14 protein-coding genes are annotated in these 16,986 nt (G+C 49.4%); 4 read left to right on the forward strand and 10 right to left on the reverse strand.

All coding sequences use genetic code 11. The features are described 5' to 3' along the window. Nucleotides 1-138 precede the first annotated feature (138 nt). From C0081_RS00350 to C0081_RS23030, 3 genes are all read left to right on the forward strand, one after another. A complete protein-coding gene (locus C0081_RS00350; RefSeq protein WP_210200351.1) occupies nucleotides 139-1,956 on the forward strand; it encodes an SLC13 family permease in 1,818 nt (605 codons plus the stop codon). A 122-nt stretch (nucleotides 1,957-2,078) separates the two neighbouring features. Continuing rightward, on the forward strand, nucleotides 2,079-2,420 hold the full coding sequence (locus tag C0081_RS00355) for a hypothetical protein (protein ID WP_146006375.1): 342 nt from the start codon (nucleotides 2,079-2,081) through the stop codon (nucleotides 2,418-2,420). A gap of 220 nt (nucleotides 2,421-2,640) precedes the next feature. Then, nucleotides 2,641-3,009: a hypothetical protein gene (locus C0081_RS23030; RefSeq protein ID WP_146006376.1), complete on the forward strand. Its 369-nt coding sequence runs from the start codon at nucleotides 2,641-2,643 to the stop codon at nucleotides 3,007-3,009. A gap of 25 nt (nucleotides 3,010-3,034) precedes the next feature. Here the strand turns inward: C0081_RS23030 and C0081_RS00360 are convergent, their stop codons facing one another. From C0081_RS00360 to C0081_RS00390, 7 genes are all read right to left on the reverse strand, one after another. Continuing rightward, nucleotides 3,035-3,634 carry a hypothetical protein gene (locus C0081_RS00360; protein WP_146006377.1) on the reverse strand — a complete coding sequence of 200 codons (600 nt, stop codon included), beginning with the start codon at nucleotides 3,632-3,634 and terminating at the stop codon, nucleotides 3,035-3,037. 114 nt (nucleotides 3,635-3,748) lie between these two features. Further along, nucleotides 3,749-4,087 (reverse strand): hypothetical protein, encoded by a 339-nt coding sequence (locus C0081_RS00365; protein ID WP_101531823.1) that lies wholly within the window; start codon nucleotides 4,085-4,087, stop codon nucleotides 3,749-3,751. 745 nt (nucleotides 4,088-4,832) lie between these two features. Continuing rightward, nucleotides 4,833-6,929, reverse strand: a complete 2,097-nt coding sequence (gene pta / locus C0081_RS00370; protein ID WP_101531824.1) for a phosphate acetyltransferase — start codon at nucleotides 6,927-6,929, stop codon at nucleotides 4,833-4,835. A 420-nt stretch (nucleotides 6,930-7,349) separates the two neighbouring features. After that, nucleotides 7,350-9,029, reverse strand: coding sequence for a dipeptide ABC transporter ATP-binding protein (locus C0081_RS00375; protein WP_101531825.1), 1,680 nt, complete (start codon nucleotides 9,027-9,029; stop codon nucleotides 7,350-7,352). Nucleotides 9,030-9,038: 9 nt separating this feature from the next. Continuing rightward, nucleotides 9,039-9,968 carry an ABC transporter permease gene (locus tag C0081_RS00380; protein ID WP_101531826.1) on the reverse strand — a complete coding sequence of 310 codons (930 nt, stop codon included), beginning with the start codon at nucleotides 9,966-9,968 and terminating at the stop codon, nucleotides 9,039-9,041. Nucleotides 9,969-9,975: 7 nt separating this feature from the next. Further along, nucleotides 9,976-10,950 carry an ABC transporter permease gene (locus C0081_RS00385; protein ID WP_101531827.1) on the reverse strand — a complete coding sequence of 325 codons (975 nt, stop codon included), beginning with the start codon at nucleotides 10,948-10,950 and terminating at the stop codon, nucleotides 9,976-9,978. 124 nt (nucleotides 10,951-11,074) lie between these two features. After that, entirely contained in the window at nucleotides 11,075-12,703 is a 1,629-nt protein-coding gene (locus tag C0081_RS00390) for an ABC transporter substrate-binding protein (protein ID WP_101532320.1), read from the reverse strand. 453 nt (nucleotides 12,704-13,156) lie between these two features. Here C0081_RS00390 and C0081_RS00395 point away from each other — a divergent pair, with 453 nt between their 5' ends. Beyond that, entirely contained in the window at nucleotides 13,157-13,666 is a 510-nt protein-coding gene (locus C0081_RS00395) for a DUF2301 domain-containing membrane protein (RefSeq protein WP_101531828.1), read from the forward strand. A 138-nt stretch (nucleotides 13,667-13,804) separates the two neighbouring features. Here C0081_RS00395 and rbsK read toward each other — a convergent pair whose 3' ends face one another. From rbsK to C0081_RS00410, 3 genes are all read right to left on the reverse strand, one after another. After that, a complete protein-coding gene (gene rbsK / locus C0081_RS00400; RefSeq protein ID WP_101531829.1) occupies nucleotides 13,805-14,728 on the reverse strand; it encodes a ribokinase in 924 nt (307 codons plus the stop codon). 65 nt (nucleotides 14,729-14,793) lie between these two features. Beyond that, entirely contained in the window at nucleotides 14,794-15,876 is a 1,083-nt protein-coding gene (locus tag C0081_RS00405; RefSeq protein WP_101532321.1) for an aldose 1-epimerase family protein, read from the reverse strand. 113 nt (nucleotides 15,877-15,989) lie between these two features. After that, a complete protein-coding gene (locus tag C0081_RS00410) occupies nucleotides 15,990-16,979 on the reverse strand; it encodes an ABC transporter permease (RefSeq protein WP_101531830.1) in 990 nt (329 codons plus the stop codon). Nucleotides 16,980-16,986: the final 7 nt, after the last annotated feature.

Here is a 16,986-nt window from a genome sequence, read left to right on the forward strand (position 1 = left end):
CCGGCTATCGACGACAATGGCTGTATTTATGATGTGACAACGGTATGGTCCGAAAGGCAGAACCAAACAACATTAGTTTGGAAAATGGCAACTCACCTCCGGAAACAATCACAAAATGGTCCAACTATGTCCTGGGAAATGATTTTCACATTCGCCGTCCTCGGCATTTCCGTCATACTCTTTGTCACCGATAAGCTACGTCTAGATCTGGTAGCAATCGGCGTCATGCTCGCGTTGGGGCTATCTGGCGTCCTCACCCCGACAGAAACCGTATCAGGCTTCGGGACACCAGTGGTCATTCTTATTGCGGGGCTGTTTATAGTCGGTGAAGGTCTATCTCAAACAGGCATTTCCTACGCGGTAGGGGACAAAATCGTTCAGGTTGCGGGCAGAGAAGAATGGAAGCTGATCGTTTTGCTAATGCTTGCCGTTGCCAGCCTAGCCTCCGTGATGAGCGTAACGGGGTCCGGTGCTATATTCATTCCCGTCGCTATTCGTCTCGCCACGCGCGCGGGCATATCACCTTCCAAATTATTGATGCCGCTGGCTTTCGCTGCTCTGATCGGCGGCATGCTAACCCTGATCGGTACCCCTCCCAATCTCGTGGCAAACGCCCAATTGGAAAACGCCGGAATGGAACCATTCGGCTTTTTCGTCTTCACACCAATCGGCCTCATCATTCTAGTTATAGCTATACTATGGATGGTCTTTTTTGGTCGCCGCGTTCTGCGCAACGAAGGTGGCAAACAACACTCTCAAGAAAGACGATCCTTGAGTGATTTGATCAAGATGTATGACATCGAAGACAGCATCGTGCGCCTTGAGGTTCTTCAGGGGGCCAGTCTCGCAGGTGAAACAGTTGTCAGCGCCAAATTGAGACGCAAGATCGGCCTCACATTGTTCGGGATCGAACGCAAGACTGAAGGACGCGGCAAACCGGGGATCATTTCAACCCACACCGATATTCCTTTCCAAGAGGGCGACATCCTATTTGGCGTTATGGATGAACCAATCACAGATCAGGCTTTTGCTGAAAATGGCATGAAGGTGCTTCCTCTGGATGAAGCGGGGCACCACATATCGGCACGCGAATTGGGCATGGCCGACTTGATCGTCACACCCCGCTCCAAGCTGGTTGGGCGCACGGTAAGCGGCGCAGGGTTCCGCACCAAGCATGGCCTCAGTGTTGTGGGTGTCATCCGTAAGGGCAAACCCATTCACGGCAATTTCGGCCATGCCGTGCTGGAATTTGGTGATCAGCTATTGGTGGTCGGCGAGTGGGACCGCATTCGTAAATTGCGTGCATTCCCAGAAGATTTTCTGGTCTTAGCCTTCCCTGAAGAAATCCAAAACTACCTGCCCCGCCGCAAGCTGGCACCTATTGCTGTTGGAATTCTCGTGGTTATGTTGGTCTTAATCATCTTCCGGATTGTACCCAGTGTGACAGCGGTTATTCTGGCTGCGGCTGCGATGGTCAGTACAAATTGCATTGCTCCCAACAATGTCTACAACGTTATAAAATGGCGAAGCCTTGTGTTGATCGCTGGCATGATCCCAATGGCAACCGCCCTTTCAAAAACAGGCGGTTTACAACTGATTGTCGATCAAATGCTGGCCCTTAACGGCGCCAACTCTCCCTATTTGATGCTCATCTCATTCTTCCTGCTTACTTCGGTATTCAGCCAGTTCACCTCTAACACAGCCACCGCCGTATTGATTGCACCAGTGGCTTTTGAAGTCGCAAAGATCATGGGCGTTAATCCGGAACCTTTATTGATGAGTGTGGCCATTGCCGCTTCGACCGCATTTTCCACACCGGTCGCCTCCCCCATCAACACCCTTGTTATGGGACCGGGCAATTATCGATTTAAGGATTATGCAATCATCGGAGTACCACTCCAAATCATTGCGCTGGTTATCTCAACCTTTGCAATTCCCTATTTTCTGCCTTTCTAAAGCTGGGTAATCAGACAGAAACAAGGAAAAAGCCGCGCCGGTTTCCATTGGGCACCCGGCTTTTCCAAATGAGATGAGAGTCACAGCTCGTTGCACTCTTTCAATTTTGCAGCAATCAGTCCATGATTGACGCACCTATATGGGGCCATGCCCCACACATTACGGAAAAACAACCCATGGATCTGGCCGCACTTTTAAAATTTCTACTGCTGATAATGTTCAGCCCACCCGGCATCGCAAATTTCATTATTTGTACCCTGCTCAAAAAACGCATCTACGCAAGCATAGCAGCCGTTATCGCAGCCAGTGCCTTTATGTTTTTCAATCAAGCGGTTTTCGGACAACAAGCAGGTTCAGCTTATACAGTCTCATCCATCATCGCCGTGCTGGCTATGTTGATCACGTCACACGTCGCCTTCACCATTGGTGAAAAAGTGATCCGTGCCAATCTTGCGAAAAAATAACGTCCCATACAACAGCGCTACTTATTGCTTAGCAAATGCTGATCAAAGCTCGCTAAGCACCAGTCGTCATCGTGCATATTGCACTGATTTAAGTCTTTTTTAACCAACTTTCTTTACTCTTGCTTTACGGTTGAGCACTGGGAAAATATTCGGCGAACCTGGCTCTCGACCGCTATTGCAACACGCAATCTTGCAAGTAAAAATTGGTGGATTAGGTTGAATGTCAGACCGCAATAGAATGCGAAAAACGGCTACATACCTAGTTTTGGGCATTGTGTCTGTGATCTCCACCGGATGCGCCAACGGCCCGCTTTTAGGATCAAACAAGCCGATAGTTGCAAAACCCAGTGAGACATATATCCAGATCGTGAAAAAAGGGCGTACGCGCTGTTTCACTAGGGTCGTCGAGGGTATGCCTTACGATGAGATCTGCCAACGTGGCGATTATTTACGCTATAGCGCTGAACTCGACAGCAACAGCTATACCCCCGTTCCCGAATATGTGATGGCCCTGTTTGACGCTATGTCACAAACCGTTTCCACGAAGGGCAAACCGTCGCCATATATATCGTCTTACACTCAACCGTGATCCACTTTGCTGACAGTTCCACAGCCTAATTCACCTCAATATCGATGCCATTAACCCGATAGTGCCCCGGATCCAACGGCAGCGAAAAATGGATTTCTTCATTTCGCAAAATAGCGAGTCCGCCGTCATAGGCACGATAGGAATACAGATCTTCCCCACACTTGACCTGTTGCGTAAAAGGCCCTGAGCCCGTGGCATAATCCAGAGTCGCGCATTGGGCAATCTGCAACTCAACACTCTTACCAGAGGCTGGGTGCTGAAAAAAGGCGGCTAAAGCATGGTCTTTTAAAAAGTTGGACCGCTCGGAGCTATCGCGCTGATCAAACGCTTTCAGTATATCCGTCCCCGACAATAGATTGCCGTCTTCAAGAGCTGGCGATGACTCGTCATCCTCATCCAAATCATCCAGCTTATCTTTTTGTCCAAGCTTGGTAACAAAGGCAAAGACAAGATCGCTGTCATCATCCGTTTTTCCTGCTTCCAACTGTGGGCGGGAAGCGTCGGAGAGAACCTTCGCAACAAAAGCAGACGCATCCGCCTGCGCAATGCCACACAGCATCAGAGCAGAACACAATATCGTTAATCGGATCGCATAAATCGCATTGCCAACGGAACAACCAACCATAGAAAATCCTTCGACATGGCCAACAATAAAATAGAAGGCCAATATCTATATAATAATTATACGAATATGGAGGGTTCGGACAAATTTAAAACCCGAACCCTGAAGTATTATGTATTACCGACACTTCTTTGGGATCAATGTATAGTGCTGATCTTCCAATACACGAGCTGTGCGAATGTATACAGGATCATTGTATTTATTTCTTACGACAGCCCCGCCTCTGCGCATATTGCCCGACCAGCTACGGCTAGAACCGCGAACAAAAATACCTTTGGTGTCATATTCCACCAGCTGTGGAATTTTCTTCACCTTGTAACATTTATCGCGATTTACGTAGCGATCTCCTGAGAAAGTGCGGGCTTCTGCGTCCATTGAAACAACAGATCCAGCAGCAAAGCTAGTGACAGCAACGGCCACAGCGAGAGATAGTTTTGGAAATGTAAAATATGTCATATCAGTCCCTCCAGAATAAAATTTGCCCTTGTAATTGAGTGGGCCACATACTGATAAGAGACAATGAAGTTCATTTTGTCAAAGTAAATGAATCACGAGTACATTCTATAGATTATAGATACTTATAAATTGTTCAATTTCGCACAATATTCGTAATTATTATTAAAAACAGGACCAAGACATGATCGTTATATCAAAAACTAGAGAGTAAAAATCGATTTATGAAAAAATCAATATTTTCAGTATTCTATCGCGATTTTTTTATATACAGCCACTTCAACCCAAGGTGTATTTTCTTAAAAAACTCCCTCGGAATATTGAATACGTAGAATTATCAATAGGAAATTTAACTAATTGTTAATATATCCACATTTTATGCACACCCTTGGATAAATCCCTTAATCGCAATCGATAAACCTCGGCATTTCCAATCAAAAACAATTGACCAGAGGAACAATCGAATTCATAGCAACCATCCCAATAGGCACAGGCCCTGATTATCACAGGCATCGCCAACAAAAAGCACTGCATCATCGAAACCAAAACCGCAGCTTTTGTATGGCAAATGAAGAATGTGCATTGAAGATCCAATTATCTAACGACAGCGCCCTCCTCAGCAGTAATGCCAACTTTTCAGATTTGACACTCAGTCCACGCAAACGAAAAAGGCTCTCCCACACAATGGGGAGAGCCTGATATTTGGTGAATTCTGATCGTATTTAGAAGAAACACGTCTGCTCCAAGCTTACTCGGCTTCCGCTTGAGCTGCAGACTGGATCGCCGTCAATGCAATGGTATAGACAATGTCGTCCACCAAAGCTCCGCGAGACAGATCATTCACGGGCTTACGCAGGCCTTGAAGCATAGGGCCAATAGACACCACATCAGCAGACCGCTGTACGGCTTTGTAGGTGGTGTTGCCAGTGTTCAAATCAGGGAAGATGAACACATTGGCATGACCATCAAGCGGGCTACCTGGGGCCTTTTGTCGATTGACGCTTTCGACCGTTGCTGCGTCATACTGAATAGGGCCATCAACAATCAAGTCGGGACATTTGGCCTTGACGATAGCGGTTGCTTCGCGAACTTTGTCCACGTCTGCGCCGACACCGGAGGTGCCCGTTGAGTAGGAAATCATCGCAACCTTTGGCAAAATACCGAACGCCTTGGCTGAATCTGCAGCCTGCATGGCGATCTCGGCCAATTGTTCTGCATCGGGATCAGGATTGATGGCGCAGTCACCATAGACCAGCACCTGATCTGGCATCAGCATAAAGAACACCGAAGACACAATGGAGTTACCCGGTGCGGTTTTGATCAGCTGCAAGGCAGGGCGGACAGTAGAAGCTGTGGTATGTACAGCTCCAGAAACCAAACCCTGTACGTCACCAGCTGCCAACATCATCGTACCGAGCACCACGGTATCTTCCAACTGCGCTTCGGCCTGAAGAGAAGTAAGCCCCTTCTTTTTGCGCATTTCAACCATTGGCTCGATATATTTATCGCGGATTGACGCAGGGTCGATAATTTCCAGATCCGATGGCAAAAGAATACCATGCCGTTCTGCGACAGCCTCGACATCCTCTGGCTTAGCCAGAAGGATACAGTGGGCAATTTTCTTTTCGGTACAGATGATAGCTGCGCGCAACGTGCGCGGCTCATCCCCCTCGGGCAGGACAATCGATGCCTTCGCACGACTGGCGTCCTGAATAAGACGGTGACGGAACATAGGAGGTGTCATGTGAACAGACATATCACGCGCGTCATTCAGATGAAGAACAGCCAGATCGATGTGATCGGCAGTGTTGTCCATCAGCTCTTCCATGCGACGATCATCCCCCACTCGGACACGTCTATCCATGGCAGCAAGTTTGGTTGCCACATCAAAGGTCTGGTCCTTGGTTTCGAGGATGGACAAATCGGAAAAACGAGGGCCGAGGAAGCTATCCAACTTTGGAGATAGCGGAACTCCGCACGTTAACATCAAGCCTGCTATAGGCATGCCTGAACTTTGCGCCAAAGCGGTTGCCATGATCACGTCGGAGCGGTCCCCCGGGGTGACAACCAGCGTACCTGGCTTGAAGAGCTGCACCAGATGCTCCGGCTGACGGGCCGCCACGACAACATCTTCTACCCTTGCCGTATCTAACCCGCCCTTATAACGGATTGAACAGCCAAGATCCTTGACCACATCGCATAAGCGTCGGGCATTATGGCCCTTTGCAACAGGTGAAGCCGAGATCACAGGCACCTTCAAATCGGCTTTTTCCAACGCTGCTGCGATATCCTTGGCAGCAACACCATCCGGCAGGCGCGGAACCATAATACCAGCCAGAGGGCGCACAGCCGTCTTAACATGCATCGCGGCATCACGAACGGTGTCAACGATTGTCGCGAGATCACCCGATTGACCAGACACGACAGCGATGACTTCAGCAGCGAGGCTGCGCCCCATGGCTAAGTCCAAGTCGCCAATCAAGTTATGATCTTCGAAGGGGAGAATACCTTCAACCACGACAATCTCAGCGTCACCCCGGACTTTTTCGACCAAAGCCACAATGTCTTCCAGTAAACTGCTGATATTATCTGACCGGATCATCTCCTCAGCGAGCGAAAGAGAGATCGGATCCGGCACTGTAAGATTGCACAGAGACCGTGCAAAATGCACCGATAGATCTTCTTCACCGACTGGAGTGGCTGGATCGCCCACCGGCTTAACGAAGGCAACTGTGTGGCCAGCGCGTTGCAAGGCGCGGACGAGCCCAAGTGAGGGCGTAGCGAGACGGAACGCGTTCGACGTTGGCGTCACAAATAAAGTGCGGTGCTTGCCAAGAGCGGTCATTTAACGGCTGTCCTTTTGTTTTTGGCTCACCATCGTCATGATCAATAGACATGATATCTATGGGTATCATGCGCTCTGCATCGGGGAGGAAAACGAGAGCAACGGGAGCCGTAGCAGTTGTAGTCTATGTGAGTTATGTCCGGCAACATTTTCGAACATAGTGCCATTGCTCCAATATTGAATACCATGTCTGGGAGGAACATCTAGGCAACAATACTGGCACGCACGCCAATCAAGTTATACGGACGCAGGTCAACTGAGCATTGCGATATGTCATGTTTTCAAGAGCGTCAAGACAATAGAAACACTTAAGCTATCAGATGGTTGGTAGGATACCAACCGCATGAGACAATCAATGGAGTTTTGGGCGTATGATTCTTTGTATGCTCACACCTCTGTGTGAGAAACACGCATCAAAACCTATAGTGTTGGCATGAGCCGAATGAGCTCCTTGGTATAGTCATCCTCCGGTTGGTCGAACAATTGCTCGGTTTCAGACAATTCGCAAATTTTGCCATGCCGCATTACCGCGACACGATCACACATCTGCCGCACAACAGGCAAATCATGGCTAATAAACAATACACTCAAATCGAGAGCCTCGCGTAGATCCTTGAGAAGATTCAGAATTTGCGCTTGAATGGAAACATCAAGCGCAGACGTCGGCTCATCACAAATCAGAAAGCGCGGACGGGTAGCAAGCGCACGAGCAATGGAGATACGTTGGCGCTGGCCGCCCGAAAATTCATGTGGGAATTTGCTCCCTGCTACCGCCCCCAAACCAACGACCTCGAGCAAATCCGCGACAATGGCGCTAATCTCGCCTTTGTTCAACACCAACCGGTTATGATGGATAGGCTCAGCAACAATATCGTCAACACGCATGCGGGGGTTCAGCGATGAATATGGATCCTGAAAAATCATTTGAATTTGTCGCCGCATGGCTTGTTTCTCTTTGCGAGAACGTACTTGAGACAAATCCTGCCCATTAATATAAATGGTTCCTGTGTCTGGCTTGTGGATACCGGCCAGCATGCGGGCCACCGTTGACTTACCACTTCCAGACTCGCCAACAAGACCAAGAACCTCCCCAGGCATAATATCAAAACTAACATCCTGAACTGCCTGAATATAACGCCGGTTTCTGGGCAAAATAGCATTGACGGTGGGAAACCGAATACCAAGTCCCTTGACAGAGACCAAGGCCTCACTGCTTGGAGCCGGTGTCTCATCTCGTTGTTTGCCGAGCCAATGGCTGGACAGATTGAACTCTGCCATGGCCACAGTGCCTTCTTCAGCATAGGAAACACGCGGGAAACGATCGAGTTTGAGATCCCCTCGAGGCACCGCCGCGATCAGACTCTGGGTGTAGGCATGTTTAGGGGCGTGAATGATATCCTTGGTCGGCCCTGTCTCGACCAATTCACCATGATACATGACAGCAACACGGTCAGCCGTTTGGGAAATAACCCCCATATCATGCGTAACAAGAATGACGCCCACTTCATGCTCGGCAGCAAGAGCGCGGATCAGATCAAGAATTTGGGCCTGAACCGACACATCAAGCGCTGTGGTGGGCTCATCCGCGATAATCAGGTCCGGATTGGAACAAAGAGCCAACGCAATTACCACCCGCTGTCGCATACCACCTGAAAACTGATGCGGATATTGGTGGATCCGCGTCTCTGCATTGTCGATGCCAACCGAATTCAACAAGGTAACGGCCTCTAGCGATGCCTCTGTCTTACTCATCCGCCGATGTGTTCGGATCGTCTCAACCAACTGCTTTTCAATCGTATACAGCGGATTGAGGCTGGTGAGCGGGTCCTGAAAAATCATAGAAACCCGCCCACCCCTCAAATCCTGTATGGAGGTAACGTCCTGCCCATCCAGAGAGATAAGTCCCTCCGCGACCCTGCCGGGACGGTCCAGAAGTCCCATGATTGCAGTGCCTATTGTAGATTTTCCCGCACCAGATTCTCCCACCAACCCTAGGATTTCGCCACGTTCAACAGACAAGGTTACATCTCGCGCAGCCGTAAATGTCGATTTGCGACCCGGATACTCGACTGTCAAATTTTGAATAGAAAGCAAAGACATGAAAGGACCTTAACGCAGTTTTGGATCGAGGACATCGCGAAGCCAGTCCCCCAACAAATTGATCGAGAGCACCAGCAGAGCAAGCGTTAGTCCTGGATAAATCAAGATCCAGCGTTCTCCGGAAAAGACATAATTATTGCCGATGCGAATAAGCGTGCCTAGAGATGGTTCACTGGCCGGAATCCCGACACCAAGAAAGCTAAGTGTCGCTTCACCGAGAATGGCGACACCAAGATTTATTGTGGCAATCACAAGAACAGGCCCCATAACGTTCGGCAAGACATGACGCGCCATAATGATCCAAGGGGCCCGTCCAATCACCTGTGCGGCCTGTACATATTCTCGACCCTTCTCGACCATAGTAGAAGCCCGCACGGTACGGGCAACCTGAGGCCAGATCGATTGGGCCATAGCAAGGATGATAACAAAGATCGCCAAACTATCGTGCAAATCGCGCGGTAAAAAGCTGCGCGAAACCCCGTCAATCAGCAAGGCCACCATAATGGCTGGAAATGTCATCTGGACATCCACCAGACGCATAATCAAAGCATCCGCCAATCCGCCGAAATAGCCTGCAATAAGTCCAAAAAACAACCCGATGATCACTGCCAGAGATACTGAGATTAAACCCACAAGAACTGACGTCCTTGTGCCATACAGGATGGCCGACAGCAGGTCGCGTCCCTGATCATCTGTTCCCAATAGAAACATGGGCTCCCCCCCGTCTTGCCATGCGGGCGGCAAAAGAGAATTGATCAAATCGATACTGGCTTTATCAAAAGGATCGAAAGGCGCAAACACAGCAGCACCCAGCGATGCTCCAAACAAAATGATAGCGCAAATTCCGGCTAAAATAGTCACCGGCGATGACCTGAATTTAAAGAACGCATCACTATCAACGATTTGGTAGAGACGCGAAAACAGTCTTTCTTTGGTCATTGAATGCTCACGACTTGTCCATAACCCGAAGGCGCGGATCGATCAGGAAATATAGAATATCGACAATAAAATTGATCGTGACAAAGATCAGAGCGACCAACAACAGGTAAGTCGACATCACGGGAATGTCGACCGTTGAAATTGCCTGCAGAAACAACAGACCAATTCCCGGCCACTGAAATACGCTCTCCGTCACAATACCAAAAGCAATGATCGAACCCAGTTGCAGACCAGCGATTGTCGTCACCGGTACGAGTGTATTTTTGAGTGCATGGCCAAAGTGAATATGGAAACTGGAAATGCCGCGGGCGCGCGCGAATTTTATATAGTCCGCACGGAGTACTTCAAGCATTTCAGCACGAACCAGCCGCATAATAAATGTCATCTGGAACAAACCCAGCGTGCAGGCAGGCAGAACAATGGACTGCCAACCCGTTTTTGTTAACAGACCTGTGGTCCACCATCCCAGATCAACAGTTTCCCCCCTGCCGAAAGTCGGGAAAAGACTCAACTCCACACCGAAATATAAAATAAGCATAATGCCGATGAAAAATGTTGGCAGCGAGATGCCCGCCAGAGATACAATCAAAAACAGCCGCGCCAACCAACTGTCAGGGCGCAATCCAGAATAAACTCCCATTGGAATACCAATTGCCAGCGCAATGCCAAAGGCAACAAAGCTCAGCTCAAGGGACGCAGGCAGCCGATCAGCAAGGAGCGAAAAGACCGGCTGGCCCATTTGGTAGGACAGTCCAAATTCGCCCTGCAACGCCCGCAAAACGAAATGCCCGAACTGGACCATCAAAGGTGCATTTAGACCCAAGGCTTCTCTTAAGGCTTCGCGATCAGCGAAACTGGTGTCCTGACTGACCATCTGCGCAACAGGATCACCTGTAAAACGGAACATCACAAACGCAAGCAGCGCAACGATCAAAAGCACGCTTGCGGCCTGTATCAGACGCTGGAGTAGAAATCTAATCATTGATATTGCTTTACGTCAGGCATGCACAATTGAGCGCATCCAGAATGAGTTGATCTGTTGTTTAAAGGAAGACAATCCCAAAACCATCTGGGCCGTCCGAAAGACGGCCCAGAACACCAAACCGTTATTTCGAAACGGTGACATAGCGCCAATCAAAGATATTGTCAGCGCGCACTTTGAGCGCAACATTATCGCGAACGCCCCACGCCCCCCATGACTGATGCAGCGGAATGTAGGCCACATCATCTGTGGTAATCTTCCAAGCCTTGTTGATCAGATCGTTACGCGCGCCTGTATCGGTCGTAACAAGGATTTCATTGGCCAGACGATCAATCTCTGGGTTGCAGTAACCCGCAAAGTTAGATTTTCCGGCAACAATTTTCTTCTGATCGGCGAGCGCCCAAAGCGCAGAGTCTGGCGACACCCGTGGGCACATATGCAAAGAATATAGAGCGATATGACTGTCCAGACTGGCTGGCGTTGTGCCCAGCATAGCCATGCCGAAGTCCATGTTCGGGGCAAGAATCGCTTTCAAATATTGCGGCTTAGACTGGACATTTGCTTTGGCATCAACACCCACTTTCGCCAACATGTTCGAAACGGCAAGACAGATAGCCTCATCATTGATGTACATATTGTTGGAGCATTGGAAGGTGAAGCTGAAACCATCTGGATATCCGGCTTCCTCAAGCAATGCTTTGGATTTTTCAGGGTCGTACTCGTACCGTTTGAAGTCTTCTGAATATCCATTCACACCGGGAGCGACCATTAACGCTGATGGAGTGGCTCGGCCACGCATGATTTTTTTGCGAATGATTTCGACATCAATTGCACGATAGACAGCCTCGCGCACGCGTTGGTCCTTAAAAGGATTTTTGCCCTCTTGCGAATAGCCAGGCAAGGTATCTTTCCACTGATTCATGGTCAGATACATGGTGCGCACTTCCGGTCCTGCTTCGATATGCGCACCGGGCGTCGCATCAATGCGCGCGATATCCTGAACCGGAATGGGGAAAACGACATCAAGCTGGTTTGACAAAAGCGCTGCTACACGGGTCGCCGCATTTGGCACTGGCGTATACACAACCTCTGTAACATTTGTGGGAATGGATCCGGCCCCCCACCAATCATCATTGGCCTCGAGCACGGTTCTAACACCGGGTTCGCGTTTCACAAGCGAGAAGGGACCGGTGCCGTTTTCGTGCAGGGTTGCGAAGCTTTCGTCTTCTCCGCCTTTTTGTGGCGCACTGACGTTATTTGCCTCGGCCCATTGACGAGACATGATATACCAATTGGCCCACGTATAATGCAAAATCGGATTCGGTTTGCTGCCAATAAAATCCACAGTGTGATCGTCAACGGCCACGACTTCCGTGTCTGCTGCGAGGCGGTTTTTAAAATCAGATGCACCAGATCTCACGCGCTCTGCCGAGAAAACAACATCATCAGCGGTGAAAGGCGTGCCATCATGAAATTTCACCCCTTTTCGAAGATGAAAACGCCAATGAGTTGGAGAAATCAACTCCCAACTTTCTGCAAGGGCTGGCTGAATAGAGAGATCAGGCGCCCGACGGATCAAGCCTTCATAGACATTGCCCAAAAAACCAGAGGTAAACACCTCTTCAACAACATAGGGGTCCATACTGACAACGTCCCCTTGAGCAGCAAAGCGCAAAGTTTCAGCGTGAATCACTGTAGGACTAGCCACCAGGGCAAGCGCCAAAGAGGCGCGCTTGAGAATTGACTTTTTCATTGGCTTCTCTCTCAGGTTGATGAAGAGCATTCTGTTGCGAGAATGTCGTTTGTCGGCTTTCCGGTCAACAAACTTTAGATCCTTTTGATGCTGTTGACGTGTCATTCTTCCAATTTGATATCACTAGAAACAAAGCGTAGCGCAAGATGAATAGAATTTTAGGAATTGATCCTAGTTTACATCTCGGAACCAAGACAACCAAAATCGCGTGATGTAGGGAAATCAGAGACTTCTGATAACATCACTTCTCAGAAGTGCTTGTTAGAAGAAACAATCCTTCAACTCAAGTCACCGTTATTACAGTTTGAGGATAGGTCCTCACAAAATTTCGACAGTCTGGATCAATCGAATATGCGTCAATAAAACACATTCAATGCTGACAATTTATAACAACGCCGTTACGACTCGTTGTAGTTGTGGGCCAACAGCCCCTCCTTATAGAAGGAACATGATTTGGCAGATCCCCATATTAAATCCGAGATGGACTGGCTTGATTATCTATCTGTCTGCACCTACCGACTAGGCTTAGTGCTCGCGGCCCCTTCTGTTCTACTCCTCCCATGGGATACAGCTTATCCGGCGCAGCAGATGTGCTTTGTTGCCGCAATGATGTGCGCAAGTTGTTTGCACATCTACATGAAGTCATACAGACTGCTGCTTCAAGCGGCAACCTGGGGCGGGCTGATGTGTGCGGTGCTTGGATTTCCCATGTTTGGTCTGGGCGGAGCATTTATAACCTTGGGCGGGCTCTGCTTTAAGGAATATTTCTGCTTTAAGATTCCCGGGCTGCCCGCCCAGCCACTGCTGTTGGCAGGGCTGTGGTTTTGTCTCGCCGTGAACCTGACTGTCGCAGCCCAAGTGCTCGCCGCTGCATCAGCCCTGCTGTTCTTGATCGTCAGCATCGCAAAATGGCGGATGCCCTTTCACTTCGATATCGGTGATAAGACAAAATATGAGGTTTGAGTAATCGAACCGCGCCATAACCAACGCAAAATGGGATAAGTGCAACACTTATCCCATTCCTTCTAAACGCATCCCAAAGAGACGGCGGGAGTTGTATTCTTTTTACACAACTTCGCTAATATCCAAGGTTTGGACCTCTTACAATCTCTCACAAAATACTTTGAATTCCTCCGCTGTGGCGTAGGATTTCTGGGTGCCAGGGCGTGTGATGGAATCCGCAGCATAGCGGCTGGCTTGACCCAGAGAGAAATCGAGATCTTTACTCTCAGTAAAATAGCGCGCAAACGCACCAATAAAGGCATCTCCGGCTCCGGTCGTGTCTTTAGGTGTTACCGAGACAGGCTCGAAATGCTTTTTACCATCGTTGGTCACCAGCAAAGCACCTTTGGAGCCAAGGGTGACAATCACCGTTTTAATGCCTTTTTCCATTAAACTGCGCGCTGCTTTTTCAGCACTTATTTCATCACTCACAGTCATGCCAGTCAAAAGCTCCAACTCTGTTTCGTTGGGCACAAGATAGGTAACGTCAGTGATGCGCGAGACATCCAGATCAGGCTGTGCAGGCGCGGGGTTCAGCAAAGTAGGAATGCCATGTTTGGCGCCGAATGCGATGGTGTGATAAATCGTTTCAAGCGGCACTTCCAGCTGCATGACGATCAGATCGCATTGCTTAAGATCGTCAGCCGCCTTGTCTACTTCAGCAGGCGTCAGCGCTTCGTTCGCCCCTTTGACAATAAGAATGCTGTTCTCACCGGACTTTTCAACGAAAATTGGTGCCACACCGGAGGACATTCCGGGAACCTTGATCACATGTTTCGTGTTCATGCCCAGAGCATCGAAATTGTGAAGTGTATTGTCAGCAAAAATATCGTCACCAATCCGTGTGACCATCAAGACATCGGCACCCAGCTTGGCCGCGGCCACAGCCTGATTGGCGCCTTTGCCGCCGCACCCGAGACTGAAGGAGGGAGCCTCCAAGGTTTCACCCGGTGCGGGCATGCGATTAACATAGGTGATCAAGTCAACCATGTTGCTGCCGACAACAGCTATTTTTCCTGTCATTTTTCTTTCCTTCCATTGCTATGGAACAGGCTATCCGTGGAGACGTCACCGCCGCCAGATCGCCTTCACAGAGCGTGGATATATGCTTCGGCCTCATCGGCCTCATGGTTTGTTAAATAACCCAAACGCACAACAAAACTGGCGTCTTCTCCGGGAGCAAGACTGCGAACGTTGCCCTTTTTGCTTTCCGCGAGATAACCTTCTGGTTCACAAGTAGAAGGCAAGGCAAAAGCCGCCACCTGCTGATCGTCATTGACCAAAATCCAGCGCACGGTCTGGGGGAACTCTTTTCGGTTATAGGCAATGTGGAACGCATCGCCCTCTACACGCCGCATCATACAGGCAGTATTGTTTGCCGCATCTGATGCCGGATCCCGAATATAAAGCACCTGTTCCGGATTGTAACGCTCCGGTTCATCAAGCACTTCCAGCCCAGAAGGATCTGTCGCAAGCGAGTCGATGAAAGCCAGATAATCCGGTGTTGTTTTGACATGACCGGGCACGGCAGTGCGCACTTGTGTGCGTTCGGGAGTGAACGGAGCCGGCTGGATAATGCGCGCGCCTTTTGCATAGGCAAAATTGACGTGACACATATACATCAAGTCCATAGCCGCACCGCCCAGGTTTTTGACCGCCATTGCCATATCGAACAAACTGGCGTTAGGTCGCAAAACGATGCGCGGGGCCGCGAGATAGTGATCTCCGAAACCCATCACATATTCGCAAAGTCCGGTAACGGCCAAATAGGCCCCTTCATCATCTTCACCACATTCCAATCCGGCACTATCCATGCTGGCAACAGACATTTCCCCATGCAGCGCGTGAGTATCTTGTGGGGATGGACAGCCATTTCGCAACAAACCCGAATGGAAGGCAAAACAGCCGTAAGTGCCCGCAATATCAGAAGCAGGACGGGGCATACTGAACATATTTTTCATGGTCAGATCCACACCGTCAAACACGGCATCCCAAATCATCTGCCCATAGTAGGGCAAAACAACCAGATGGCCGCGACTGTTGCTCAGCCGCAGCGCTTGAATGCCATTTTGATAACAAAAGCTTGTTGCGGTAATGTCTGCATAGGTGACGATGGTTTGCTCATGAGGGGCAAAATCAGCTTTGCGTAGAGCAATATTCACCGGTTTCATGTCATTTTCCTCCGAGATAACCAGAGCGACATGGCCATCGCCCCGGATGTCAATGGATGTGTATTCATTGTCCTGCAAGAGAAAAAAGACTCTCTTGCAGGACGGGCGGGGGACTATTTTTCACGGTTTTTGAAGGCATTAATGACAATAACCAACAACAGAAACGCACCCCAAATAAAGTCAATCAGGTGATTGCTGAACCGCAAAATCTGAAAACCACTGGACAACAGCATCAACGCCACAACGGCAATTGAAACCCCAGCAACGGTGCCCTTACCTCCAGCAGGATTGGTTCCGCCAAGCACAGCGATCAAAACGGCTTGCAGCAGATACGAATTGCCATAGTCCGATTTAGCTGCATTGGTACGTCCTGACAGGATGATGCCTGCAACACTGGCCAACGCCCCCGACAGCATGTAGCTGTAAAAGATCATCCGGGATTTTTTCAGCCCTGCAAAAATAGCAGCACGCGGATTGGAACCAATCAGCATGAGATTGACCCCAAGGGTCGTCCTCGTCAGCAAGAAAGCAATGCCAGCCGCTACCAATAGGAACAAAATGAATGGCACAGCGATGCCAAACAACTTGCCATTGCCCAGAAACGCCCAAGCGTCAGGGAAACCGACAATCGCAGGCCCACCGGTAAGCACCAAGCACAAACCGATAAGCACCTGTCCGGTTCCCAAGGTAGCCAGAATGGGCGTGATGTTAAGCTTGGTGATCAGGAAGCCGTTGAGGGCTCCCGCCGCCAGTCCCACGCAAAGTGCGATACAAACACCCAACGCAACCATTAATCCGCTTTCCGCTATCCCTAAGTCCCGTATGAGATAGTGGAACAAAACGCCAGACAAAATGCCTGACAGATTGGCGATGCCCACAACCGATAGATCAATACCGCCAGTCAACATGGCGATCATCATAGCAATGGATAACAGACCAAGTTCAGGAAACAGATAGGTGATGGATTCAAAATTATAATAACGCAGGAATTTATCCGGACTGAGCGCTGTCATGATGACGAAAATCAAGACAGTCATCATAATCAATTGCAGAATATTATTGTCGCGATTGATCATGTTCCGGACGTTAAAGGAGGCTTTCATGATTTTA

Origin of the sequence: Cohaesibacter celericrescens, from assembly GCF_002866925.1 — a bacterium.
GTDB lineage: Bacteria > Pseudomonadota > Alphaproteobacteria > Rhizobiales > Cohaesibacteraceae > Cohaesibacter > Cohaesibacter celericrescens.

Coding starts and splice junctions, on each gene's coding strand:
- C0081_RS00385 (WP_101531827.1), bottom strand. CDS start 10,950: ATGATTAGATTTCTACTCCAGCGTCTGATACAGGCCGCAAGCGTGCTT.
- C0081_RS00410 (WP_101531830.1), bottom strand. CDS start 16,979: ATGAAAGCCTCCTTTAACGTCCGGAACATGATCAATCGCGACAATAAT.
- C0081_RS00380 (WP_101531826.1), bottom strand. CDS start 9,968: ATGACCAAAGAAAGACTGTTTTCGCGTCTCTACCAAATCGTTGATAGT.
- C0081_RS00360 (WP_146006377.1), bottom strand. CDS start 3,634: ATGGTTGGTTGTTCCGTTGGCAATGCGATTTATGCGATCCGATTAACG.
- C0081_RS00375 (WP_101531825.1), bottom strand. CDS start 9,029: ATGTCTTTGCTTTCTATTCAAAATTTGACAGTCGAGTATCCGGGTCGC.
- rbsK (WP_101531829.1), bottom strand. CDS start 14,728: ATGACAGGAAAAATAGCTGTTGTCGGCAGCAACATGGTTGACTTGATC.
- C0081_RS23030 (WP_146006376.1), top strand. CDS start 2,641: ATGTCAGACCGCAATAGAATGCGAAAAACGGCTACATACCTAGTTTTG.
- C0081_RS00365 (WP_101531823.1), bottom strand. CDS start 4,087: ATGACATATTTTACATTTCCAAAACTATCTCTCGCTGTGGCCGTTGCT.
- pta (WP_101531824.1), bottom strand. CDS start 6,929: ATGACCGCTCTTGGCAAGCACCGCACTTTATTTGTGACGCCAACGTCG.
- C0081_RS00355 (WP_146006375.1), top strand. CDS start 2,079: ATGATTGACGCACCTATATGGGGCCATGCCCCACACATTACGGAAAAA.
- C0081_RS00405 (WP_101532321.1), bottom strand. CDS start 15,876: ATGAAACCGGTGAATATTGCTCTACGCAAAGCTGATTTTGCCCCTCAT.
- C0081_RS00390 (WP_101532320.1), bottom strand. CDS start 12,703: ATGAAAAAGTCAATTCTCAAGCGCGCCTCTTTGGCGCTTGCCCTGGTG.
- C0081_RS00350 (WP_210200351.1), top strand. CDS start 139: ATGATTTTCACATTCGCCGTCCTCGGCATTTCCGTCATACTCTTTGTC.